This is a genomic window from Kitasatospora sp. CB02891 (assembly GCF_002803145.1).
In the GTDB taxonomy this organism is placed as follows: domain Bacteria; phylum Actinomycetota; class Actinomycetes; order Streptomycetales; family Streptomycetaceae; genus Kitasatospora; species Kitasatospora griseola.
Map to the genome: position 1 here is coordinate 155,063 of NZ_NNBO01000003.1, position 24,411 is coordinate 179,473.

The 24,411-nt window shown below is 71.6% G+C and carries 19 protein-coding genes; 14 read left to right on the forward strand and 5 right to left on the reverse strand.

All coding sequences use genetic code 11. The annotated features are described in order from the left end of the window. Positions 1 to 252: 252 nt before the first annotated feature. On the reverse strand, positions 253 to 753 hold the full coding sequence (locus tag CG736_RS09510; protein ID WP_100585744.1) for a hypothetical protein: 501 nt from the start codon (positions 751 to 753) through the stop codon (positions 253 to 255). A 135-nt stretch (positions 754 to 888) separates the two neighbouring features. On the opposite strand from CG736_RS09510, the gene CG736_RS09515 reads away from it, so the two are divergent. The 8 genes from CG736_RS09515 (at position 889) to CG736_RS09550 (ending at position 10,151) form a co-directional block, all read left to right on the forward strand. Further along, on the forward strand, positions 889 to 2,160 hold the full coding sequence (locus CG736_RS09515; protein WP_100585745.1) for a sensor histidine kinase: 1,272 nt from the start codon (positions 889 to 891) through the stop codon (positions 2,158 to 2,160). Next, on the forward strand, positions 2,148 to 2,795 hold the full coding sequence (locus CG736_RS09520; protein WP_043913889.1) for a response regulator transcription factor: 648 nt from the start codon (positions 2,148 to 2,150) through the stop codon (positions 2,793 to 2,795). Before CG736_RS09515 ends, CG736_RS09520 begins: the two co-directional genes overlap by 13 nt. Before the next feature lie 185 nt (positions 2,796 to 2,980). Further along, positions 2,981 to 3,931, forward strand: a complete 951-nt coding sequence (locus tag CG736_RS09525; RefSeq protein WP_100585746.1) for a hypothetical protein — start codon at positions 2,981 to 2,983, stop codon at positions 3,929 to 3,931. Between the two features lie 94 nt (positions 3,932 to 4,025). Then, entirely contained in the window at positions 4,026 to 5,132 is a 1,107-nt protein-coding gene (gene dusB / locus CG736_RS09530) for a tRNA dihydrouridine synthase DusB (protein ID WP_100586012.1), read from the forward strand. 566 nt (positions 5,133 to 5,698) lie between these two features. Then, positions 5,699 to 8,407 carry a pyruvate, phosphate dikinase gene (gene ppdK, locus CG736_RS09535; RefSeq protein ID WP_100585747.1) on the forward strand — a complete coding sequence of 903 codons (2,709 nt, stop codon included), beginning with the start codon at positions 5,699 to 5,701 and terminating at the stop codon, positions 8,405 to 8,407. Positions 8,408 to 8,678: 271 nt separating this feature from the next. Continuing rightward, positions 8,679 to 9,194, forward strand: a complete 516-nt coding sequence (locus tag CG736_RS09540) for a ribonuclease (RefSeq protein WP_100585748.1) — start codon at positions 8,679 to 8,681, stop codon at positions 9,192 to 9,194. A 115-nt stretch (positions 9,195 to 9,309) separates the two neighbouring features. Next, the gene (locus CG736_RS09545) at positions 9,310 to 9,822 is read left to right on the forward strand and encodes a hypothetical protein (protein ID WP_157815494.1); all 513 of its coding nucleotides are present in this window, start codon (positions 9,310 to 9,312) and stop codon (positions 9,820 to 9,822) included. Continuing rightward, positions 9,819 to 10,151 carry a transcriptional regulator gene (locus CG736_RS09550; protein WP_100585750.1) on the forward strand — a complete coding sequence of 111 codons (333 nt, stop codon included), beginning with the start codon at positions 9,819 to 9,821 and terminating at the stop codon, positions 10,149 to 10,151. Before CG736_RS09545 ends, CG736_RS09550 begins: the two co-directional genes overlap by 4 nt. Positions 10,152 to 10,378: 227 nt before the next feature. Here the strand turns inward: CG736_RS09550 and CG736_RS09555 are convergent, their stop codons facing one another. Next, complete coding sequence (locus CG736_RS09555) at positions 10,379 to 11,134, reverse strand: GNAT family N-acetyltransferase (protein WP_100585751.1); 756 nt, start codon at positions 11,132 to 11,134, stop codon at positions 10,379 to 10,381. A gap of 651 nt (positions 11,135 to 11,785) precedes the next feature. On the opposite strand from CG736_RS09555, the gene CG736_RS09560 reads away from it, so the two are divergent. The 3 genes from CG736_RS09560 to CG736_RS09570 all read left to right on the forward strand — a co-directional run bounded on the left by CG736_RS09560 (position 11,786) and on the right by CG736_RS09570 (position 15,816). After that, a complete protein-coding gene (locus CG736_RS09560) occupies positions 11,786 to 12,727 on the forward strand; it encodes a PAC2 family protein (protein WP_100585752.1) in 942 nt (313 codons plus the stop codon). Next, a complete protein-coding gene (locus tag CG736_RS09565) occupies positions 12,728 to 13,669 on the forward strand; it encodes an SGNH/GDSL hydrolase family protein (RefSeq protein WP_232733898.1) in 942 nt (313 codons plus the stop codon). A 221-nt stretch (positions 13,670 to 13,890) separates the two neighbouring features. After that, a complete protein-coding gene (locus tag CG736_RS09570; RefSeq protein ID WP_157815495.1) occupies positions 13,891 to 15,816 on the forward strand; it encodes an SEL1-like repeat protein in 1,926 nt (641 codons plus the stop codon). A 189-nt stretch (positions 15,817 to 16,005) separates the two neighbouring features. Here the strand turns inward: CG736_RS09570 and CG736_RS09575 are convergent, their stop codons facing one another. Further along, positions 16,006 to 17,394, reverse strand: a complete 1,389-nt coding sequence (locus tag CG736_RS09575) for an MFS transporter (RefSeq protein WP_100585754.1) — start codon at positions 17,392 to 17,394, stop codon at positions 16,006 to 16,008. Continuing rightward, on the reverse strand, positions 17,391 to 18,014 hold the full coding sequence (locus CG736_RS09580) for a helix-turn-helix domain-containing protein (RefSeq protein ID WP_100585755.1): 624 nt from the start codon (positions 18,012 to 18,014) through the stop codon (positions 17,391 to 17,393). Before CG736_RS09580 ends, CG736_RS09575 begins: the two co-directional genes overlap by 4 nt. A 192-nt stretch (positions 18,015 to 18,206) precedes the next feature. On the opposite strand from CG736_RS09580, the gene CG736_RS09585 reads away from it, so the two are divergent. The 3 genes from CG736_RS09585 to CG736_RS09595 all read left to right on the forward strand — a co-directional run bounded on the left by CG736_RS09585 (position 18,207) and on the right by CG736_RS09595 (position 22,898). Beyond that, a complete protein-coding gene (locus CG736_RS09585) occupies positions 18,207 to 19,481 on the forward strand; it encodes a deoxyguanosinetriphosphate triphosphohydrolase (RefSeq protein ID WP_100585756.1) in 1,275 nt (424 codons plus the stop codon). Between the two features lie 65 nt (positions 19,482 to 19,546). Then, on the forward strand, positions 19,547 to 21,457 hold the full coding sequence (gene dnaG / locus CG736_RS09590; RefSeq protein WP_100585757.1) for a DNA primase: 1,911 nt from the start codon (positions 19,547 to 19,549) through the stop codon (positions 21,455 to 21,457). 208 nt (positions 21,458 to 21,665) lie between these two features. Next, positions 21,666 to 22,898, forward strand: a complete 1,233-nt coding sequence (locus CG736_RS09595; protein WP_100585758.1) for an RNA polymerase sigma factor — start codon at positions 21,666 to 21,668, stop codon at positions 22,896 to 22,898. A gap of 31 nt (positions 22,899 to 22,929) precedes the next feature. On the opposite strand, the gene CG736_RS09600 is transcribed toward CG736_RS09595, so the two are convergent. Then, positions 22,930 to 24,342, reverse strand: coding sequence for a glutamate decarboxylase (locus CG736_RS09600; RefSeq protein WP_100585759.1), 1,413 nt, complete (start codon positions 24,340 to 24,342; stop codon positions 22,930 to 22,932). Positions 24,343 to 24,411: the final 69 nt, after the last annotated feature.

Sequence of the window (24,411 nt, forward strand, 5' to 3'; positions counted from 1 at the left end):
AGCGCGGACGCCGGCCCTGCCGAAGCAGGACGGCGCTGGACGACAGCGCCGCCGACTCGACCACGTCGAGCACGGCCCAGGTCGACCCGCCCGGCAGCGTGGCCAGCAGCGCGGCCCAGGGCAGCAGGACCACCCCGCAGCCCAGGAGCAGCAGTTCCACCCATACCGGCACCGGCCCGACCCGCAGGCCCAGGCCCTCGGGTCGGACCGGACGCACGCCGCCGGCTCGGACGAGGATCGAAGCGAACGCGCTCATGCCGCCCTCCCCGACTCCGGGCGCTCCGCGTGGCCCGCCGGCCCGCAGACCTGGGCCCAGCGGAACTCGCCGGCGGCCGAGGCGAACCAGAAGCGCCCTGCCGTCCGCACGACATCGGCCTGCACCGCGCGGCGGCGCAGCCCGCCGGCGCGGAAGAGCACCGGCCGGGGTGTGGCGCCCGGTGGCCATCGGCCCCATGCGCACGAGACCGACCCTTCGTCCGGTCCACCGGCCCGGCCGCGCCGCGCGCCGCGCAACTGGGCGTCACCGAGCGAGGACTCGACCACCACGTCGAGCAACTCGCCGTACTCGTAAACCTCCATGGCCGTTCGGCGGCCGGCGCGCAGGCGTACCGACCAGGGGCCGACCGCGGCGAGCAGGCCCATCGGGCCCGCGCCGTCGATGAGTTCGGGACCGGCCGGGGGGAACTCCAGGGCGGTGCCACCGGCGGCACCGAGCGGGCTGCGACCACAACGCATCAGGTTCGTATTCGTCATGCCGTCAAGAATCCTGTGGTGCAACGATCTTGTCGGTAGCGTGCGGCTCCGTCTTTGGGGTGTAGCCAGGTACACCCCAAAGACGGAGGCCCGGGCCATGGAAGCCGAGATCGGCGCGGCCCTACGCTGTGCCGCATGTTCCAGTCGAAGATCCAGTCGCAGCCCGTTCGGGCAGCCGACCTCGGCGCGGTCGGCCCCGCAGTGCTCCGTGCTGTCCGGGAGCGCGCGCCATGGTCCGCGGGCACTCGACGGGATTCGCTGTTCCTGGCAGCCGGCCTCCCGCTGGGCCTGCCCTGCATCATCGTCCTCAGTCTGCCGGGGACGTCACTGCTGGTCGGGCTGCTCCTGCTGGTGGTCCTGCTCGACCTGGCGACCACTGTCCAGCGCAGCCGGGTCCGCACCCTGCGCGGCCTGGAGATCCCCGGCCGACTGCCGCCGGGCGCAGGCTGGTTGCCCCGCCTTCGCGCCGGGTTGACGTGGCGTCAGGCCATCCACCACTTCCTCGTGGCACCGCTCCAGACCTTCTGCGCCGCTCTCGTCCTCAGCCTCTGGGGCACCTCCCTCGTGCTGCTCAGTTTCTTCGGCTGGGTCTGGCTGCTTCCGATGGGCAACCCGCTGCGGTCCGGAGCCGGTTGGACGATCGAGGGGGCGGTGATCACCTTCGGCGGCCTCCTCCTGCTGTTCCTCACCCCATGGCTGGTCGCCCTGCTCGCCGCGCTCGACCTCTGGACGGTCCGCGCACTGCTCGGCCCCAACCGCGCGGAGGTGTTGGAACGCCGCGTGGAGCACCTCGCCCAGAGCCGGGTGGACGTGGTGGACGCCGCCGACGCCGAACGCCGCCGGATCGAACGGGACCTGCACGACGGCGCACAGCAACGACTGGTCTCGCTCGCCATGAACCTCGGCCTCGCCCGGCGCACCCTCAAGGACATCCCACCCGAGGCGATGGAGGTCATCGTCACCGCCCACGAAGAGGCCCAGGCCGCCATCAAGGAACTGCACGACCTGGTCCGAGGCCTGCACCCCGCCGTCCTGGAGGACCGCGGGCTCGATGCGGCCCTCTCCGGCGTCGCCGCTCGCAGCCCCGTCCCCGTGCACCTCGCGGTCGACCTGCCGGGCCGGATAGCCCCCACCGTGGAGGCGGTCGCGTACTTCACGGTCTCCGAGGCGCTGGCCAACGCCGCCAAGCACGCCAAGGCCTCCCGGGTCGACCTCGTCCTGCGCCAGGCCGCCGGCCGGCTGCTCATCACCATCGCCGACGACGGCATCGGCGGCGCGGACGCCACCCGCGGCACCGGGCTCGTCGGCCTGCGCAAGCGCGCCGCGTCCGTGGACGGATCACTTGCCATCATCAGCCCCCGTGGGGGCCCCACCACTATCACCATGGAGCTGCCATGCGAGCTGTGATCGCCGAGGACTCCGTCCTGCTGAGGATCGGCATCGTCAAGGTGCTGGAGAGCGAAGGCTACGAGGTGGCCGCGGCCGTCGAGGACGCCGAGGCGTTGCTCGCCGCGGTCGAGGAGCACCGCCCGCAGATCGTCGTCGCGGATGTCCGGATGCCACCCGGATTCACCGACGAGGGAGTCCGCGCCGCCCTGATGATCCGCCAGCAGTGGCCGGACACCGCGGTCGTGCTGCTCTCCCAGTTCGTCGAGGAGCGTTACGCGGCCGATCTGCTGGCCAAGAACACCAGCGGCGTCGGCTACCTGCTCAAGCAGCGGGTCGCCAACGTCGACGAGTTCGTGGAGGCGCTCCAGCGAGTGGCCGAGGGCGGCACCGCCCTCGACCCCGAGGTGGTCGCCCAGCTGTTGCTGCGCCGCGACCGCGATCCGCTGCACCGGCTGACGCCCCGCGAGCGGGACGTACTGGCGCTGATGGCCGAAGGGCGCTCCAATACGGCGATCGCCGAGTCCCTGGTGGTCAGCGACAGCGCGGTCTCCAAGCACATCAACTCCATCCTCACCAAGCTCGACCTCCCGCCCGCGGAGGACACGCATCGGCGCGTCCTCGCGGTGCTCCGGTTCCTGGAGATCAGCCAATGACCCGACGATCCGCCACGGGGCCGGAGCCGGAACCGAGGTCTGGGCGTGGGCCGGGTCCGGGTCCGGGTTCGAAGCCGCACCCGGACGACGAGGGCCGCCTCGCCCGGTGGCTGCCGACACCCGGTCCGGACGTCCCGGCTGCCGGGCTGCGTCCGGGGGAGCGCCGCATCTGGCGAGTCATCGGGGTGCTGGCACTTGCCTGCGCCCTGGTGGGCGGTGCCGCCACCACCGGTGCCGCGCTGGTCCAGCAGGACACCGTTCGGGAGCGGTCGTACTTCGAAGCGATCGACCGGCTCGACATCGACTCCGGGCCGGCCCTGGTCACAGTGCGGGCCGGCGGCACCGATCGGGTGATCGTCACCGAGCGCGTGGGCTGGTCCCTGCGCAAGCCCACCGTGAACGAGCAGATCGAAGGGGACACGCTGTCGGTGTCCGTCGACTGCCTGGCGGCGAGCCGGCTGTTCGGCTGTGCCGTCGTCCTGGAGATACAGGTCCCGGCGGCGACGGCGGTCAAATCCCGCAGCGGTTCCGGACGGACGGAGATACTCGACATCTCGGGGGACACCTCGGCGGAGACCGGTTCCGGGCAGATCGAACTGAGCCGGGTCAGCGGTGCCATCTGGGCCAAGAGCGGCTCCGGTCAGATCATCGGCACCGGGCTGACATCGACGGAGACCAGAGCGTTCTCCTCCTCCGGTCAGGTCACCCTGCAGTACGACCGGCCGCCGACCTCGGTGACGGCCCGGCTGGCCTCCGGCAACCTCGTGCTGCAAGTCCCCGACGATCGCAGTCAGTACCGGATCGGCCTCAGCAACGCAGGGGGCGACCAAGTGATCGATCAGTCCCTGCCGACTCGTCCTCGTCGAGGGTGCTCGACGTCGTCACCGCCTCCGGCACCGTCACCATCAACCGGATGGGCGACCGCCACTGACCGGGCGCCCCGCCGGTGCCGGCACGGTGGACCTCGCTCCAGGTCTGCTTCCATCCCGGCCGCTTCCGACCGACCGCTTCTGATCGTCCGAGCCCGAGTCGTCCGAGCCCGAGCGGGGCTGTCCGACTGGGGCGGGCGGCCCGCTCGGCCGGTGGGGGAGAATGGAGAGTCCGGAACTCCCGCCGTTGGGGCCCTACCCGTTTGAGGATCTGCCGCGCATGACCATCACGCCCGACTCCGCCCAGGCAACTCCGGCAGCACCCGAAGCGCCGGAGTTCGCCCCGCTGAACATCGGGCCGATGCAGGTGTGGCCGCCGGTGGTGCTGGCCCCGATGGCCGGCATCACCAATGCCCCGTTCCGCACCCTGTGCCGGGAGCAGAGCGGTGGCCGTGGCCTGTACGTCTCCGAGATGATCACCACCCGGGCGCTGGTCGAGCGCAACGCCAAGACCATGCAGTTGATCAAGTTCGACCCGAGTGAGAAGCCCCGCTCGATCCAGCTGTACGGCGTGGACCCGGAGACCGTCGGCAAGGCGGCGCGGATGATCTCCGAGGAGGGCCTCGCCGATCACATCGACCTCAACTTCGGCTGCCCCGTCCCCAAGGTGACCCGCAAGGGCGGTGGCTCGGCGCTGCCGTACAAGCGCAACCTGCTGCGTGACATCCTGCGTCAGGCGGTCGGCAACGCGGGTGACCTCCCGGTCACCATGAAGATGCGCAAGGGCATCGACGACGACCACCTGACCTATCTCGACGCCGGCCGGATCGGCGCCGAGGAGGGCGTGGCCGCGATCGCCCTGCACGGCCGCACCGCCGCCCAGCACTACGGCGGCACCGCCGACTGGTCGGCCATCGCCCGGCTGCGCGAGTCCGTGCCGGCGGGCATCCCGGTGCTCGGCAACGGAGACATCTGGTCCGCCGACGACGCGGTGCGGATGATGCGCGAGACCGGCTGCGACGGCGTGGTGGTCGGTCGCGGCTGCCTCGGCCGCCCGTGGCTGTTCAGGGACCTGGTGTCGATCTTCGAGGGCGACGTCGACTACGCCCGCCCCACCTTCGCGTACGTGGCCCGCGCCATGGTCCGGCACGCCCAACTGCTGGGGGAGTGGCTCGGTGACGAGGCCCGCGGTGTCATCGACTTCCGCAAGCACGTCGCCTGGTACACCAAGGGATTCTCGGTCGGCTCCGAACTGCGGGTGAAGCTCGCCAGTTCCAGCTCGCTCTCCGAACTCGACGAGACCCTCGCGCTGGTCGACCAGGAGCAGAGCTGGCCGCTCGGCGCCGACGGCCCGCGAGGCCGTACCAGCGGCAACAACCGGGTGGTCCTGCCCGAGGGCTGGTTGGACGATCCGTACGAATGCGCCCGACTCGGCGAAGACGCCGAATCGGACACATCTGGCGGCTGATCTGTACGGCCTGGCAAAAATTGCCTCGACCGACGGCTGGCCGAACCGGCCCAGGGGAGTTGTCCAAGATGGACAATAGGGCTCCTCAAAGGCGAAATTCCGCCACACAGAGCAATGGGCCTGTCAACAGAAAGCGACGGCAGGCGTAGGGATGCTCAGCTTGACAGCTGAGATGCGCCCGTGACGCTGGCCACATATCGTGGCGAGTGACGGCCAGTCAGCGGACTTCGCCAAGCTGTACAAGTCCGGATCGCTTCCCGAACGGGTCCTGCGGCGGATGGCGGTGGCTGGTTGCAGGAAATCAAGCCGGGGAAACGCGGTGGGGCGGATGCCGTCACTGTGTGTCCGGTTCGTATGAGCTTCGCGTGGCGACGCCTTCACTTCTTGAAGGCTTGCAAGCGTCACCCGGACGATTTCGGCAACGCAGGCAATCGTCCCGCCGGGCATTCGATCTGCTGGTCAACGGCCCGCTTCGCAGCTCGTACGACCTATTCGCTCCCCTAAACAGCCTTCGAAATGGGTATGTTCTCCGGCGTCAGGGCAACCGTGTGCGAGGAGAACCACCCGTGGCGGCGCAGCAGAAGTTTGTTTACTCCTTCACCGAAGGAAACAAGGACCTCAAGGATCTTCTCGGCGGGAAGGGTGCGAACCTCGCCGAGATGACCAACCTGGGCCTCCCCGTCCCTCCGGGGTTCACCATCACCACCGACGCCTGCAAGGTGTTCCTGGAGACCGGCACCGAGCCGGGCTCGCTGAACGAGGAGATCACCGGCCACCTGGTCGCCCTCGAGGCCCAGATGGGCAAGCGGCTCGGCCAGGCGGACAACCCGCTGCTGGTCTCGGTGCGGTCCGGTGCCAAGTTCTCCATGCCGGGCATGATGGACACCGTCCTGAACATCGGCCTCTCCGACGCCTCGGTGACCGGGCTCGCCGCCCAGTCCGGCAACGAGCGCTTCGCGTGGGACTCCTACCGCCGCCTGGTCCAGATGTTCGGCAAGACCGTGCTGGGCGTCGACGGCGAGCTGTTCGAAGAGGCGTTGGACGAGGCCAAGCACGCCAAGGGCACCGTCAACGACCTGGACCTCACCGCCGAGGACCTCAAGAAGCTGGTCGAGACCTTCAAGGCGATCGTGCTCCGGGAGACCGGCCGCGAGTTCCCGCAGGAGCCGCGCGAGCAGCTGGACCTGGCGATCCACGCGGTCTTCCACTCCTGGAACGGCGACCGGGCCCGCCTGTACCGCCGCCAGGAGCGCATCCCGAACGACCTGGGCACCGCCGTCAACATCTGCACGATGGTCTTCGGCAACCTCGGCGAGGACTCCGGCACCGGTGTCGCCTTCACTCGCGACCCCTCCACCGGCACCCAGGGCGTCTACGGCGACTACCTGCAGAACGCCCAGGGCGAGGACGTGGTGGCGGGCATCCGCAACACCCTCCAGCTGGCCGACCTGGAGCAGCTCGACAAGAAGTCGTACGACCAGCTGATGTCCATCATGCAGACCCTGGAGAACCACTACCGGGACCTGTGCGACATCGAGTTCACCATCGAGCGCGGCAAGCTCTGGATGCTGCAGACCCGGGTCGGCAAGCGCACCGCCGCTGCCGCGTTCCGGATCGCCGTCCAGCTGGTCGACCAGGGCCTGATCGACCTGGACGAAGCGCTGCACCGGGTCACCGGCGGGCAGCTCGCCCAGCTGATGTTCCCGCGCTTCGCCCCCACCTCCGAGACCCGGCCGGTCGCCTACGGCATCGCGGCCTCGCCCGGTGCGGCGGTCGGCAAGGTGGTCTTCGACTCCTACACCGCAGTGAAGTGGTCGCGCTCCGGCGAAAAGGTCATCCTGGTCCGTCGCGAGACCAACCCCGACGACCTGGAAGGCATGATCGCCGCCGAGGGCATCCTCACGTCGCGCGGCGGCAAGACCTCGCACGCGGCCGTGGTCGCCCGCGGCATGGGCAAGACCTGTGTCTGCGGTGCCGAGGAGCTGGAGGTCGACACCAAGAACCGCCGGTTCACCACCTCCGACGGCCAGGTCGTCCACGAGGGCGACGTGGTGTCCATCGACGGCGCCAACGGCAAGGTGTACCTGGGCGAGGTCCCGGTGCTGCCGTCCCCGGTGGTCGAGTACTTCGAGGGCACCCTGCACGCCGGCGCCGACGTCCAGGGCGGGCTGGTCCAGGCCGTACACCGGCTGATGTCGCACGCCGACGGCCGCCGTCGTCTCGCGGTCCGTGCCAACGCCGACAACGCCGAGGACGCGAACCGCGCCCGCCGGTACGGCGCCCAGGGCATCGGCCTGTGCCGCACCGAGCACATGTTCCTCGGTGAGGAGCGCCGCAAGGAGGTCGAGCACCTGATCCTGGCGGACAACGACAAGGACCGCGAGGCCGCGCTGTCCAGCCTGCTGCCGCTGCAGAAGGGCGACTTCCTGGAGCTCTTCCAGTCGATGGACGGGCTTCCGGTGACGGTCCGGCTGCTCGACCCGCCGCTGCACGAGTTCCTGCCCGACTTCACCGAGCTGTCGGTGCGCGTCGCCCTCGCCGAGGCCCGCAAGGACCCGAACGAGAACGACCTGCGCCTGCTCCAGGCCGTCCACCGCCTGCACGAGGCCAACCCGATGCTGGGCCTGCGCGGCGTCCGCCTCGGCCTGGTCATCCCCGGCCTGTTCGGGATGCAGGTCCGGGCGATCGCCGAGGCCGCGGCCGAGCGCAAGATGGCCGGCGGCGACCCGCGCCCCGAGGTGATGATCCCGCTGGTCGGCACCGTCCAGGAGCTGGAGCTGGTCCGCGACGAGTGCGAGCGGGTGCTCGCCGAGGTCTGCGCCTCCACCGGCGTCAACCTCGACATCAAGCTCGGCACCATGATCGAGCTGCCGCGTGCCGCCGTCACGGCCGGGCAGATCGCCGAGGCTGCGGACTTCTTCTCCTTCGGCACCAACGACCTGACCCAGACCGTGTGGGGCTTCTCCCGCGACGACGTCGAGGCCTCGTTCTTCACCGCCTACCTGGAGAAGGGCATCTTCGGCGTCAGCCCGTTCGAGACCATCGACCGTGACGGCGTCGGCTCGCTGGTCCGGAGCGCCGCGCAGGCCGGCCGGGCCACCCGCCCCGACCTGAAGCTCGGCGTCTGCGGCGAGCACGGCGGCGACCCCGACTCGGTCCACTTCTTCCACGAGGTGGGGCTGGACTACGTATCCTGCTCTCCCTTCCGGATTCCGGTGGCGCGCCTGGAGGCAGGCCGCGCCGCCATCGAGACGGCGGGAAGCGACTCGCGCTGACACGAAGCAGCGCGGATCACTGACCGCACCCCTCCGCACCGGAGGGGCGTACGGCGGAGCTCGGCGCAGGAGAGCCGCCGTACGGAGCAGCCGGGGCGGGAACGGACAATGGCGTCCGTCCCCGCCCCGGCGGCATTTCTCCGGAACCGATCCACCACGTCCCGCGGCCCGGCGCCGACCCTCTCCGATCGACGGGCGCCGGACGCGACGCTCGCCCGGGTGCGCGCCGGCTTGCGCCGTTCGGGTGAGGCGGTACGGCAAGCTAGAGGCCATGAGCAGCCGCAATCGCCTGATCAGCCTCATCGTCCTGGTAGTCGCCGGCCTCGTCGCCACAGTGGTCGCCCTGCTGGACGGCGGGGGTGACGCCGGCAACCCGAGCGCCGTGAAGTCCCCGTCCGCGCCTGCCGCCACGGCGACCCGGAGCGGCGCCACGAGCGCCCCCAAGCCGTCCGCCCCGGCGAAGTCGCCCACCGACCTGCCGACCTGGGTGCCCACCAACACCGCGCTGGCCGACGTCTGCCGCAGCAAGCTGCCCTCGCAGGCCCTCGACACCCTCGGACTGATCGCCAAGGGCGGGCCCTACCCGTACCGCTCGGACGGCATCGTCTTCGAGAACCGGGAGAGCCGGCTGCCCCGCCAGAGCAACGGTTACTACCACGAGTTCACCGTGGTCACCCCTGGGTCGGACGACCGCGGCACCCGGCGGGTCGTGACCGGCGGCGCCGGTGAGCAGTACTGGACGGCCGATCACTACGCCTCCTTCCAGGAGATCGACTCGCGCTGTTGACCCCATTGCTGACGGTCCGTCGGAAAATTACTTTCCATCGCGGAAAGTATGTGCCAGAGTGGCAGCACTTGATCCGGCAGTGGGCCGGGTCCGACGCACTCTGCTCGGGGGTTCGATGGCTGAGGACAGGCAGTTCACGCACGGAGACGCCGAAGGGATCCCGCCCGGAGGCACCCTCACGCCCGCCGAGGCGCTCGCCATCGCCGGGCGGGCCGAGGCCGCGGCCCGGCGGCCACAACCGCTGCCCTGGTGGTACGGGCCGGGCGTGGGTCTCTCGCTCGCTGCCTACGGGGCGGCGCTCGGGCAGTCCTTCGAGCGTCAGGCCCAGTGGCTGATACTGCTGTGCCCGCTCGGGCTGGTGCTGGTGCAGGCCGCGATAGTGCGGGTAGCCGTCCGCGCCCGCGGTGTCGCCGGGCTCGTCGAGCGCGGCTTCCCACCGCACGCCGTGCGGGCGCTCGGTGCCGTCGTCCTGGTGGCGGCGCTGTCCGGCCTCGTCGCCTGGTTCGCCACCGGAGACCAGGGCTGGGTCGGAGCGGCCGTCGGCGCGGGCGGCGGCCTGACGCTGTGGGCCGCCATCGTCCTGATCAACCGCCACGTCAAGGAGCAGAGCATGAGCGACGCGCAGTGAACGGGCTCGACCCGGTTCTCCACCAGCCGACCAAGCTCACCGTCCTGGCCTTCCTCAGCGGGTGCCAGGAAGCGGAGTTCTCCGTGGTCCGTGACTACTGCCAGGTCTCGGACTCGGTGCTCAGCAAGACCGCGGCGAGCCTGGAGGCGACCGGCTACCTGCGGGCCCGAAAGGGCTACGTGGGGAAGCGGCCGCGCACCTGGCTCTCCGCGACCCGGGACGGTCGCGCCGCGCTGGCCGCCCATCTTGCCGCTCTCCAACAGTTGGCCGCCGCCGCGGAGGCAGCCGGCTCGGAGACCGGCACCGAGGGCGACCGGCAAGAGGACTGAGGTGGAGGCCGGGCGAGAGTCAGACCTGGCGGAGTGTCAGAAGGATCACACCCGGAATCGGAGGTGGAGCCAAACAGTGTGCGGCCCACGCTCCTTGACAACTCGACAGAGCGTCGAAGCTCCATCGCGGCAGAAAGCCGTCCGGGGCGGGTGAGCGGGGGCCGACCCCGTCGCACACCCACCCCGGACGGGCCGGCCCCCGCCGGAGCGGGAGCCGGAAGGCCGTCTCAGGCGGCCGGGAGCAGCGAGCTGCCGATCACAGGCTCGCCGACCAGGGAGCCGCCGTGTCTAAGGCACTCCTGGTTGAGCGGCGCCGGATCCGGCGCGCTGGGCGAGGTCGCGGCGGCGATCCGCAGCTCGATGATGTCGCGGACGGCCGGCCACTCCTCGTCCAGGATCGAATAGAACGCAGTGGACCTGACCACTCCGTCCAGGCCGCGCGAGTGCGCCCGGCGAATCCCCTCGGAGGTGGCGCCCAGCCGTTCGATGGCGATCCGGGAGCGGGCGTTGCGGGCATCGGCCCGCAGCGAGATCCGCTGCACGCCCCAAGCCTCGAAGGCGTGCCGCAGCATCAGCAGCTTCGCCTCCGTGTTGATGCCTGTGCCCTGCGCCCGCGGAGAGAGCCAGGTGTTCCCGATCTCGGCGGCGTCCGGCACCGCTTCCAGCGGATCGCCGTACGGGATCCCCGGCACGGGCGGCCAGACCAGCGGCCCCTGCCAGTAGTCGAGTTCCAGGAACCGGGTCGAGCCAACGACCCGATTGTCGGCCGTACTCACGGTGGCGTACGGCATCGACCGGCCCGCCGCCTGGTCGGCGAGGGCGCGGGCGATGTACTCCCGCGCGGCTTCCAGGCCGTGCGGGACAGGGGTGAAGGCGTAGGTCGTACGGTCCTCAGCGCCGGCCTCGGCCAGGGCCGCGGCGTGGTGCTCGGCGAGGGGCTCCAGCCGCACGGTGCGGCCGTAGAGGGTGACGGGTACGGGCACGGATCCTTCGGTCCTTCGGCTGTCGTCGGGGCCCGCGTGCCGGGTTCGCGGCGCGTGGGCAGTGGTCGTTCGCCCCAGCTCCGGACAACGGCCGCCCGGGCGCGCTACGCCAGAGGCTCGGGCGTGCGGTGGGTCGGCAGCCCGGAGGCGGGCAGCGCGGTGCCGGTACGGACACGGGTCGACGGACCGATCCGGCGGGATGAGCGACGGGACAGTGTGCGTCCGCGAGATGGCCGAGAGAGAAACGAGATCACGAAGCGAAGCAGGCGGCCAGATGAAGGCAAGGTGCGCAATGGATGGCTGGCAGCACAACGGACCGGGGCGTGGCCCACGACGTGACAGACGGCGTGGCGCGACGACGCGACGATGCGAGGCAGCGAGAGGACGATACCCGCCAGAAGGCGGTGCGTCACTTCGCGGCGCGCCAACGGGGACGCGCGGGTCCTTTCGGCACGCCGAGACGCCCCGTCATATTACCGCTCGACCCCTCCGGCACGTCCACGACCAGCGGCTTTTCCGGAGGGTGAGAGGATTCCCGAGACGGAGTGAAGACGCGTGCGCGGACGGGAATTCCGGCGAGCCGTCGCACGCTGGACAGAGCAGATCCGGAAACATTCGGAGACAACGAGACAGAACGGGGTTGGGTGCGCTGTGCGTGATCCCAAGGAGCTGTACAAGCTGGAACCGCAGGGCGTGACCGCCCTGGCGGCGGCCCGCGCCGCCGCGGAGGCCGGTGCCGGCCTGGTGCTGCTGTACCACTTCGAGGGCTTCATGGACGCCGGCGAGGCGGGCGGCCAGGTCGTGGCGCACCTGCTGGAGCACGGTTCGCCCCAGGTGGTCGCCAGGTTCGACCACGACCGGCTGGTCGACTACCGGGCCCGTCGGCCCGCAATGACCTTCGACCGGGAGAGCTGGACGGACTACGACCCGCCGGAGATCCTCCTCCAGTTGGTGCACGACTCCGTCGGTGCGCCGTTCCTGGTGCTCACCGGCCCCGAGCCGGACACCGAATGGGAGCTGTTCACCGCCGCCGTACGGGATTTGGTGGAGCGGTTCGAGATCCGCCTGGCCGTCTCCTTCCACGGCATCCCGATGGGCGTGCCGCACACCCGGCCGGTCAGCCTCACCCCGCACGGAAACCGGATCGACCTGGCGGCCGGCCACCCCAAGTGGTTCGACCAGGCGCAGGTCCCCGGCAGTGCACAGGCACTGGTCGAGTACCGGCTCGCCGAATCAGGCCACGACGTGCTGGGCTTCGCCGCGCACGTACCCCACTACATCGCGCGCTCCGCGTACCCGGCGGCCGCGGTGGTGATCCTGGAAGCCGTGCAGTCCGCGACCGGTCTGGTCATGCCCGGCAGCGAGCTGCGTGCGCGGGTCAATGAGGTCTACGCCGAGATCGAGGACCAGCTCTCCCAGGGAGACGGCGAACTGCGCTCCGCCATCCAGGGCATGGAGAGCCAGTACGACGCGGTCTCCGGCGCGGTCGACCGCGAGAGCCTGCTGGCCGAGACCACCGACCTGCCCTCGGCCGACGAGCTCGGCCGCCGGTTCGAGGAGTTCCTCGCCGAGCACGAGCGCGGCGCGGACTAGGTGCGCCGCCGCCTGCTGGCCGCCACCGCCGCGGTGCTGATCGGCACCGCGGCGTGCAGTGCCGCCGAGACCTCCTCGAAGCCGGGCCCCGGTACGGCGGCATCACCGAGTCCTTCCGCGACGCCGATCACGGGGCCGTACGTGGCCGTCGGGGACTCCTACACCTCCGGCCTGAAGATCCCGCCGCAGAACGGCTCGCCCCTGGGCTGCGGTCGTTCCGGGGTCAACTACCCGTCCCTGGTGGCCCGACAGCTCGGCCTGCAGGGCTTCACCGACGTCAGCTGCAGCGGCGCACGGACCGGAGACCTGACGTCCGCCCAGCGGACCGACAACGGGGTCAACCCTCCCCAGCTGGACGCGCTCGGCCCGGCGACCCGGCTGGTCACGGTCGGTATCGGCGGCAACGACGCCGGCTTCCTCGACGTCCTGGGCCGCTGCGCGCTGGAGAACGTCCGGTACAACCTGATCGGTGGGAACAGTGACGCACCCTGCCGCAGCTACTACACCACCGGCGCCGGGCGGGGCGAGGTCCAACGGAAGGTGCAGGACACCGGCGAGCGGCTCACCACCGCGCTCGGTGAGGTCAAGCGGCGCTCACCGCAGGCCAGGATCCTCCTGATCGGCTACCCGGCGCTACTGCCGCAGGATCCGGCCCGATGCGCGACGACACTCGGGGACGGGATCGCGGCCGCCGACATCGGATTCGTCGCCGAGCAGGAGCAGCAGCTGAATGCCATGCTCCGCCAGCGGGCCGAGGCGGCGGGAGCGACCTTCGTCGACACCTATGCGTCGTCCGCCGGCCACGACATGTGCGAGGCGGAGGGCACCCGCTGGATCGAACCCCTCGGTGCAACGGGCGGCCTGGCCCCGATGCATCCGAACGCGCAGGGTCAGCAGGGCATGGCCGAAGCCGTCCTGACATCCCTGCGGCAGCGGCACTGACCCGGTCGCCCGGCCCGTGGTCGGCAAGGGCACGGGAGAGACGCGGCCCGATCATGACGGCCCGAGACTCCTATAGCAGGTCAGGGGCTCGGATGGGGGCAGGATCACCGATCCCGTAGCTGATTCCCGGAGAACTAGGTACGACGGGGTGGCGGAGTGCGTACCCTGCACGCAGAGGGGCAGATCCGAAGATCCGTCCCAAGTCCGGCCGGGGAGCTGGCATGGCAGTTGACGTGCGGGTAAGGGGCCGTGTCGCCCACTCCCGGGTGCTGCGCGAACTGCTCCTGCTCTGGGAGGCTGCCCGCCAGGCCGACGGACGGACGATCACTCGGAAACGGTTGGCCGGGCTGGGTGGGATCGGCCCATCCACTCTCAACGGCTGGCTGTCCGGCCGTTCCGTGCCCCGCGACATCGACCGACTCACCATCGTGGCGGGGGAACTGTCCCGCGCGGCCGGTCGCCCGGTGCGAAACGCCCGCTACTGGGCTGCCCTGATGGAAGCCGACCGGGCGCACCGCAGCCCAACTACGGTGACGTCGAGCCCGGCCGAGCGGCAGGTGACAACGGGCTTCCCGCACGCTGCCTCGTCCCCGACCGGCAACGGCGCGCGGCCCTCCGTCGAGGACGGAGACGTCGAAGCGCTCTGCCGGTGCGCCGAAGGCCGCACGGGCGAGATCGCTGCGGCACTGGAGCGTTCCGAAACGGAGACCGAAGCCGGCCACCTGGCCGCCCGTGATGGTGCCGGGCAGCCGGTCGTCGGGCTCGACCGCGCGGACGAGGCCATGAGCCGGTTCGAGTGGGCGCCGGTCGACGGACATCCCGAGGTGCCCGCCCCCCGCGCCGGGATCTGCGCGGTGGTCGGGAGAACGGACCAGGCGATCGCCTGGTGGGAACGTGCGTGGGAACAGGGGGTCACCACGATGCACGAGGCAGCAGACGTATGGGCAGCAGAAGTGTGGGCGGCGACGGGCCGGATCGGCGAGACGGTCTGGCACGAGGCCGCGGCACTGTCCGCCGGACACGGTCAGTTCGGTGACCTGCCCCGGTTCGGGCACATCGGCGACCACGTGACCCTGCGGGAGCGTGGCGAACAGTGCGAGCGGGACGGCGACCTGGTCGAGGCGCTGAGCTGGTACCGGAAGGCAGCCGAGGCGGGCAGCGAGGCGGCCCTGTTCCAGGCGGCCGACATGCTGGAACGGAACGGCGACCGCGATCGGGCGGTGCACTGGTACGAGCTCGCCGCCCATCGTGGCGACACCTACGCGATGCGTGAACTCGGCCGGTTGCTGGGCGAACTCGGCCGGTCACGGGAGTCCATCAGCTGGTACCGCGCCGCCGTCAGGGCGGGCGACCGGCATGCGCTGCCCGAGGTGGTCCACGTGGTCGAGCAGCTCGACCGGCGGTCGGCGACGGCGTCCGACCGTCCTCGCTCCCGTCCCCGGCCGCTCCTCGGAGCGGCCGAAGAGGCCGAGGGCGGTGCGGTGGTGCCGCGGTCCGCGACGGATCGGGGTTCCGCAGGCACCGCGCTGGTGCCGGATGCGGTGGAACTGCTGAAAGACGCCGGTCGGTACTTCGAAGCGGATCTGCTGCTGCGTTCGGCTGACCGTCCCGAGTCGGACCGGTTGCGCGAGGCGTCCCGGATGCTGTCCGGGTCGGTGAGTACGGACGAGGCCATCGAGTGGGTGCAGCGGTTCGCCGACACCGGAGATCTGCAGGCCGTGTCCGAAGCGGCCGAGATGCTGGAGAACCGGGGCCGGATCGACGAAGCGCTCGACTGGTACGCGCGGGCCGCCGGCGCCGGCGACCGGGACGCCCTGCTCGCGGCCGCCCGGATGCTGGCCGATCGTCACCAGATCGAGCGCGCCCTGGATTGGTACGGGCGGGCTGCGGAAGCGGGCGTGCCGTCGGCGTACCGCGAGGCGGTGATGTTCCGTCAGCAAGTCGATGCGGCCGAGGCGGCGGACACCCAGCGGAATCTGCAGGTCCTGTCCGCCGCGCCAATGGTGCCCACCCAGCGGGGGCAGGCCATGGCGGAGGCCGGCAGCCCCCACCTCGGAGCCGAGCCCGCCGTACCTTCCGTGCCCGCGCCGGCCCGTCGGGTCCGAGCCCCACGCAAATCGGCCGCCTCCACCCCGCGCCAGCGCTGACATCCGGGCGGTACCGGCAGTCGAAGTGCTGCGTCGCCGAGGTCCCGGGCCGTCCAGCCGCAGGTTCTGATCGCGGTCCGTGCGGCTCGGCAGTGCCGTCCGGGCGGGGTTCGGCGTCCAGCCCCTCAGTGACCCCCTGATGCCGGCAGGGGATCACAGTTCGGCAGTGGCACCCGAAGTGAGGGGAAGTCAGCTCGTGGAGGCCGGAGTGACGGGCAGGTCGGCGCCGTTCAGCGTCCGGCGTTCGGTGGGAAGGTCGCGGACGCGGCGCATCGGGGAGCACCAGAGGATCAGTGCGGCCAGCGGCACACCGATGGTCATCAGCCACATCGCGGGGCGCACACCCAGCTGGGTGCCGAGGAAGCCGGCCAACAGGGCGCCGAGCGGGATGGAGCCGAAGTTGAGCACGGCGCTGCTGGCGGAGAGCCGGCCGAGCAGTTCCGGCGGGCAGTAGCGCTGCTGGAAGGTCGACTTGATGACGTTGCCGGCGACCACACCGGCGGAGGCGCCGAAGCCGCCGATCAGGTACCAGGCCAGTCCGAGCCCGCGGCCGGTGAGCGGGATGAGGACGGTCAGGGCGGGCAGGACGAGTTCGAGCATCAGCATGGCGCGGGAGGTGCCGAGCCGGGCGGCGACCCGGCGGGCGAAGGCCGCGCCGACGATGCCACCGGTGGAGGCCAGGCCGACCAGCAGGCCGACCGTGCCCTCGCCGATGCCGACCTCGCGGATCAGGAAGACCACCAGCAGGGACTGGTAGCCCGTCAGCACGAGGTTGGAGGCGGCGCCGAACAGGGTGAAGGTGCGGAACCAGACGTCGGAGCCGAGCAGCCGCAGGCCCTCGCCGATCTCCTGGCGCAGCGCTCGTCGCGGTCGGTCCGTGCGGTCGGTCTCGCGGTGGTCGATCCGGGCGGTGCACCAGAGCGAGAGCAGGAACGTCGCGGTGTTGGCGAGCAGTCCGTTGACGGGGCCGGCGAGTTGGGCGATCAGGCCGCCGCTGCCGAGTCCGACGATGCTGGCCGCGGAGGCGCTGCCGTGCAGTTTGGCGTTGCCCTCGGGCTGGTCCGCGGGGTCGAGCAACTGCGGCAGGTACGCGGTGTACGCGGTCTGGAAGAACACCCCGGCGGCCCCGGCGAGCAGGGCCACGGCCAGCAGGTGCCCGAGGGTGAGCGTTCCGGCGAGGGCGGCCAGCGGCACGGTGGCGTACAGCACCAGTGAGACGGCGGTCGCAGTCAGCATGATCGGGCGGGAGCGCAGCCGGTCCACCCACACCCCGGCGGGCAGGCCGATCAGCAGCCAGGGCGCCCAGCCCGCCGCGCCGAGCAGGCCGACCTGGAAGGTGCTCGCGTTCAGTGTGCTGACCGCGATCAACGGCAGGGCCAGACCGGTGACGGCGGAGCCGTACTTGTTGGCGGTCTCACCGATCCACAGCAGCCGGAAGTCGCGGTGGCGCCGCAGCAGTCCGGCGGGCCGACGGACGGTCGGGCCGGTGACGGCGGGCTCCGGGCGACGCGGCCCGGCGGTGACGGGACCGGCGACCGGCTCGGCGGGGTGGGACTCGGTGGAGGCGGTCGACGTCATGGCCGGTCGGGTTCCTTTCGCGGCAGTACCTGGATCTGGACGATGGCCGGTCGTGCGTCAGGGTCGGGGGCGGCGGCCGGGTCGGGCGTGTGGCGGGCGACGACCGCGGCCAGTTCGTCGCTGAGGGCGCGAAGCTGATCCGGCGTCAGGCGCAGGTTGCTCCAGTCGCTCACGAAGCCCACGCTGCGCCAGTCGCCCTCCCACTCGGCTGCCAGCGAGTCCGCGACCCGCTGGTACTGACGGCGCAGGTTCTCCGCCTGGTAGACGGAGACCGCCGCCTTGGCGCCGGGGTCCTGCTCGAAGTCGGTGGCGGAGAGCGAGATCGCGCCGGGCATGGCACGCCACCAGCGCTCCCGCTTGGTGCCGCGCCCGGCCTCCTCCTCGATGAACCCGTGCTCGGCGAGGTGTCGCAGGTGCCAGCTGATGGTGCCGGTGGACTCGCCGGTGCGGTCGGCCAGCCGGGCGGAGGTCGAGGGGCCGTGCAGCCGGAGTTCGTCCAGCAGCCGCATGCGCAGTGGGTGGGCCAGCCCGCGGAGGCTGTTGGCGTCGAGTCGGCGTCGCGGGTGCTCGCCCTCCGGGGCGGGGGTTGCGGGGTGTTCGTCGGGGCGGTGCTCGTTCATGGGGGCAACACTAGAGTGCAGAGGCTTCTCTGCATAGAGTTCTTTGCAGAGAAGCCTCTGCACTTTCTCAGGCCGCTCCGAAGCGCCCGTCCGACCCCCCGGTGCGCGCGGCGCACGCGACAGGCGCGCGACTCCCGGAGTTTGCGCGGCGCACGTCCGAATGTCCGTCACCCGGCGTACGGTGGCTGATATATGAAGACCACCACTCCGTACGATCCGCAGTCCGAGGCCCGCTGGGTGCCCGAGCCCGACAAGCGGCCCGGCCGCACCGCCTTCCAACGCGACCGTGCCCGGGTACTGCACTCGGCCGCGCTGCGTCGCCTGGCCGGGACGACCCAGGTGGTCGCGCCGATGCGCCGCGACTTCCCGCGCACCCGGCTCACCCACTCGTTGGAGTGCGCGCAGGTCGGCCGGGAGCTGGGCGCGGCCCTCGGCTGCGATCCGGACCTGGTGGAGACCGCCTGCCTGGCCCACGACATCGGCCACCCGCCGTTCGGCCACACCGGCGAGGAGTCGCTCGACCAGGCCGCCGAGGCCTGCGGCGGCTTCGAGGGCAACGCCCAGTCGCTGCGCATCCTGACCAGGCTGGAGCCCAAGCGGTTCGCCCCGCTCGACGAGCCCGAGGTCCGGCTCGCCCCGTGGCCCGGCCGCAGTGTCGGCCTCAACCTGAGTCGGGCCGCCCTGGACGCCGCCACCAAGTACCCGTGGGCGCGCGGCGGCCACCCCACCGACCCCGCCTCCACCAAGTACGGCGTGTACGGCGACGACCTGCCGGTCTTCCGCTGGATGCGCACCGGCGCGCCGGACGGCCGGCGGTGCTTCGAGGCCACCGTGATGGACTGGTCCGACGACGTCGCCTACTCCACCCACGACGTGGAGGACGGCCTGCAGGCCGGACACATCGACCCGGCGGCGCTGCGTGCCCCGCAGGAGCGGGCCGAGCTGTTCGCGATCGCCGAGCGGTTCGCCGCGGAGACCGGGCCGGAGGAGTTCGGCGCCGCTCTCGACCGGCTGCAGGCCGAGGAGTGGTGGCCCGCCTGGTACGACGGCACAGCCCGCGCCCGGGCCGGCCTCAAGGACTTCACCAGCCAGCTGATCGGCCGGTTCTGCCTGGCCGCCGAGCAGGCCACCCGGGCCCGCTACGGTCCGGGCCCGCTCACCCGCTACGCCGCCGAACTGGTCGTCCCGCGCACCGTCCGGCTGGAGTGCGCGGTGCTCAAGGCGGTCGCCGTCCGCTACGTGATGCAGCGGGACGAGCAGGCCCAGCTCCGCTCCCGCCAGCGGGTGGTGATCGCCGAACTCGCCGACGCCCTGCTGCGCACCGCCCCGGACGGGCTGGACCCGGTGTTCGCCGCCCAGTACGCCGAGGCCGAGGACGACCGCGCCGCGTTGCGCACCGTGATCGACCAGATCGCCACCCTGACCGACGCCTCCGCCCTCGCCCTGCACACCAAGCTGGTCGGCTGAGCCCGGTGTCGTGCGACCGCCCGCACGGCAGCTTCGTACGAACGCCGCTCCCGTAGACTTTCCCAGTGGCCGGGAGGATCAGGGACGAGGATGTGCAGGCGGTGCGTGCCGCTCTGCCGATCGACGCCGTGGTCGGCGACTACGTGCAGTTGGCCAATGGCGGCGGCGCCCAGCTGAAGGGCGTGTGCCCGTTCCACGACGAGAAGTCCGCGTCGTTCTACGTGCACCCGGGCAAGGGCGTCTTCCACTGCTTCGGCTGCGGCGAGTCCGGCGACACGATCACCTTCCTGATGAAGATCGAGCACTGCTCGTTCGCGGAGGCGGTCGAGCGGATGGCCGCCCAGGCGGGCATCACGCTGCGCTACGAGGAGGGCGGCTACAGTCCGCGGCACCAGCAGGGCGAGCGGACCAGGCTGATCGAAGCGCACAAGGTCGCCGCCGCCTGGTTCCAGGAGCAGCTGGCCACGCCCGAGGCGGAGATCGGTCGGCGCTTCCTCTCCGAGCGCGGCTTCGACGAGGCCGCCGCCAAGCACTTTGGGGTGGGCTACGCCCCGGTCGGCTGGGAGCACCTGGTGCGCTTCCTGCGCGGCCGCGGTTTCACCGACAAGGAGATCTCGGTCGGCGGCCTGGCCTCGCAGGGCCAGCGCGGCGGCCTGATCGACCGCTTCCGGGGCCGCCTGGTCTGGCCGATCCGGGACAGCTCGGGCGACGTGGTCGGCTTCGGCGCCCGCCGGCTGCGCGAGGACGACAACGGTCCGAAGTACCTGAACACCCCCGAGACGCCGATCTACAAGAAGTCGAACGTCCTGTACGGCATCGACCTGGCCCGCAAGGAGATCGCCAAGTCCGGTCGGGCCGTGGTGGTCGAGGGCTACACCGACGTGATGGCCTGCCACCTGGCGGGCGTCACCACGGCGGTGGCCACCTGCGGCACCGCGTTCGGCGAGGACCACATCAAGATCATCCGTCGGCTGTTGATGGACACCTCCACCTACCGCGGTGAGACGGTCTTCACCTTCGACGGTGACGCCGCCGGGCAGAAGGCCGCCCTGCGCGCCTTCGAGGACGACCAGAAGTTCGCCGCCCGCACCTCCATCGCCATCACCCCGGGCGGAATGGACCCGTGCGACCTGCGCCTCGCCCAGGGCGACGAGGCGGTCCGCACCCTGGTGGCGAACCCCGTCCCGCTGTTCGAGTTCGCGCTCCGCTCGGCGGTCGCCCGGCACCGGGTGGACACCGCCGAGGGCCGCGCCGCCGCGCTCGAAGAGGCCGCCGGGATCATCGTCAAGATCAAGGACCGCTCGATCCAGCACGAGTACGCGGTCCAGCTGGCCGGCATGGTCGGCATCCTGGACGAGCAGTTCGTGGTCCGCCGGATCTCCCAACTCGCCCGCTGGCAGCGGGAGAACCAGCAGAACGGCCAGCGGCAGCCGCTGCGCCGCGCCGCACCCGCGGAGCAGCAGCCGGCCCGTCCGGAGCGCCCGGTGTTCCGGCTCAACCCGCGCGACCCGGCGCAGTTCGTCGAACGCGAGCTGCTCAAACTCGCCCTCCAGCACCCCGATCTGGTCAGCCCCGCGTTCGACCAGTACGGCGAGGACGAGTTCCCCACGCCGCCGTACCAGGCCGTCCGCCGCGCCATCGGCCAGGCCGGCGGTGCTGCGTACGGCGCGAGCCTGCCGGACTTCACCGCTGCCGTCCGCGAGGCCAGCCCGGACGACCAGGTCCGCGGCCTGGTCACCGAACTGACCGTGGAGCCGATCCGCTCCCGGCGCAAGGCCGACGAGGTGTACGCGGGCGAGTTCCTGGTCAAGCTCCGCCTGCAGGCGGTGGACCGGCGGGTCGACGAGGTCCGCGCCCACCTGCGCCGGCTGGGCGACCGGGCCGGCGCCGAGGAACTGCACCCGGTGCAGAGCGAACTGTGGGCCCTGCAGCAGTACGGCCAGCAGCTGCGCTCCCGCGGCGTCGCCGCCCTCTGACCGCCTCCCCGCACCTCCTGGCTGCCTCCGGCGCCTCCTGACCCCCCGTCACGCCCTCGGCCGCCCCCGCCCGTCCGATGGCACCCGCGCGTGCGCCGGGTGCCGCAGGTGTGGCTCGCGGCCGCCCGCAGGTGCCCGGGCACGCCGGGCTGGGTATCCCCTCCGGTGTGGCGCGGCAACCCCCAGGCCGCGCGCGGCCCCTGGAGGGATGCCCGTGGAGCTCTCAGTCGCCCGCCCGCACCGCACCGCCCCCGTCCGGGACGCCGCCGCGATCCCACTCCGGCCCGCCGGCACCGAACTCCCCACCGGCACCGAACTCCCCGCCGCCGCCGAATCGCAGCCCGGAACCGCCTCCGCCTCCGCCTCCGCCTCCGCCTCCGGGCTCGGAACCGAAGCCGAATCCGAAACCGCTGCCGGAACCGAAACCGCCGAGAGCGCCGCCGAGACCGAGACCGAGCCCCAATCCGAGCCCACCGCCGAGGATCTCGCCGACGAGCCCCCGGAAGTCGCCCTGGACGAGGGCACCGGCCCGGCCGCCGACCTGCTGCGGCAGTACCTGCGCGAGATCGGGCGGATCCGGCTGCTGACCGCCGCCGAGGAGGTCGAGCTGGCCTGCCAGATCGAGGCCGGCCTGTTCGCCGAGGAGGCCCTGGACCGCACCACCCCGGGCGAGGACGAGCGGCTCGCCGACGACCTGGACCGGCTGGTCGTGCTCGGCCGGATCGCCAAGCGCCGCCTGATCGAGGCCAACCTGCGGCTGGTGGTCTCGGTCGCCAAGCGCTACGTCGGCCGCGGCCTGACGCTGCTCGATCTGGTCCAGGAGGGCAACCTCGGCCTGATCCGGGCGGTCGAGAAGTTCGACTACGCCCGCGGCTACAAGTTCTCCACCTACGCGACCTGGTGGATACGCCAGGCGATGAGCCGGGCCCTCGCCGACCAGGCCCGCACCATCCGGGTGCCGGTGCACGTGGTCGAGTTGATCAACCGGGTGCTGCGGGTGCAGCGCGCCCTGCTGCAGGAACGCGGGGTGGAGCCCACCGCCGCCGAGGTCGGGCTGGTGCTCCAACTGTCGCCGGAGCGGGTCCGTGAGGTCCTCAAGCTGGCCCAGGAACCGGTCTCGCTGCACACCCCGGTCGGCGAGGAGGACGAGGTGGCCCTCGGCGACCTGATCGAGGACGCCGACGCCGCCTCCCCGCCGGAGAGCGCCGCCTTCCTGCTGCTGCGCGAACACCTGGAGGCGGTGCTGGCCATCCTCGGCGAGCGCGAACGCCAGGTGGTCCAGCTCCGCTACGGTCTCGACGACGGCCGTCCCCGCACCCTGGAGGAGATCGGCCACCTCTTCGGCGTGACCCGGGAGCGGATCCGGCAGATCGAGGCGAAGACCCTTCGCAAGCTGCGCGAACACGCCTTCGCCGATCAGCTCCGCGGCTACCTGGACTGACCCGGGCCCGATCGGCCGCCCAGCCGGCCCGTCAGTGGTGGAAGCCGCTGCGCTGCGGCATGCCCAGCTCGCTGAGCGGCGCAGGCTGGCGCTCCAGCTCGGGCAGCACCCGCCGCAGGTCGTTGAGCAGCAGGTCCGCCAGGTCCCGGGTGAACCCGTTGCGGCACACCACCCGCAGCACCGCCAGGTCGGTCCGCCCCTCCGGGAAGGTGTACGCGGGCACCTGCCAGCCGCGTTCGCGCAGCCGTCGCGACACGTCGAAGACGTCGAACGGGCTGTCCTCGACGGTGGTGAAGGCGAACACGGGCAGCTGGTCGCCGCGGGTGATCAGCCGGAACGGGCCGAGCTTCTCGATCTGCCCGGCCAGGTACTCGGCGACGTCCCGGCAGGCCTGCTGGACGGCCTGGAACCCGGCGCGTCCGAGCCGCAGGAAGGTGTAGTACTGGGCGACCACCTCCGAGCCCGGCCGGGAGAAGTTCAGGGCGAAGGTCGGCATCTCGCCGCCCAGGTAGTTGACCTTGAACACCAGTTCCTCGGGCAGTGCCTCGCCGTCCCGCCACAGCGCCCAGCCGACGCCGGGGTAGACCAGTCCGTACTTGTGGCCGGAGGTGTTGATCGACGCCACCCGGGGCAGCCGGAAGTCCCACTTCAGGCCCGGGTCCAGGAACGGCGCGACCATGCCGCCGGACGCCGCGTCGACGTGCACCGGAACGTCGAGCCCGGTGCGCTGCTGGAGTTCGTCCAGGGCGGCGCAGATCTCGGCGATCGGCTCGTAGGAGCCGTCGAAGGTGGAGCCGAGGATCCCGACCACGCCGATGGTGTTCTCGTCGCAGTGCGCCGCGGCCTGATCGGCGGTCAGGTGGAAGCGGTCGCCCTCCATCGGCACCAGCCGTGCCTCGACCTCCCAGAAGTTGCAGAACTTCTCCCAGCAGACCTGCACGTTGATGCCCATCACCAGGTTGGGCCGCGCCCCGGCCGCGTACCGGTCGGCGTTGCGCCGCATCCAGCGCCGCTTGAGCGCCATCCCGGCGAGCATGCAGGCCTCGCTGGAGCCGGTGGTGGAGCAGCCGACCGCCGCACCGGGGTCGGGCGCGTGCCACAGGTCGGCGAGGATCGCCACACAGCGCCGCTCCAGCTCGGCGGTCTGCGGGTACTCGTCCTTGTCGATCATGTTCTTGTCGCGGCACTCGGCCATCAGCCGGTCGGCGTGCTCGTCCATCTGCGTGGTGACGAAGGTCGCCAGGTTGAGCTTGGCGTTGCCGTCCAGCATCAGCTCGTCGTGGATCAGCTGGTACGCGACGGGCGGCGGGATCGGGATCTTGGGCAGCCGGTGCAGCGGCGGGGCCACCTGCATCGCGCCCAGCGGGTCGGTCAGCACGTGCAGCGGGCTGAACGGCAGCCGCCGATCGTCCTGCTCGTGTCCCTGCCCCTTGTGCAACGCCATGACGAACCGTCCCTCCAGTCGTGGAGCCCCCACGCTGCCACTCCGCGGTCGCTGACGCATCCTCAGCAG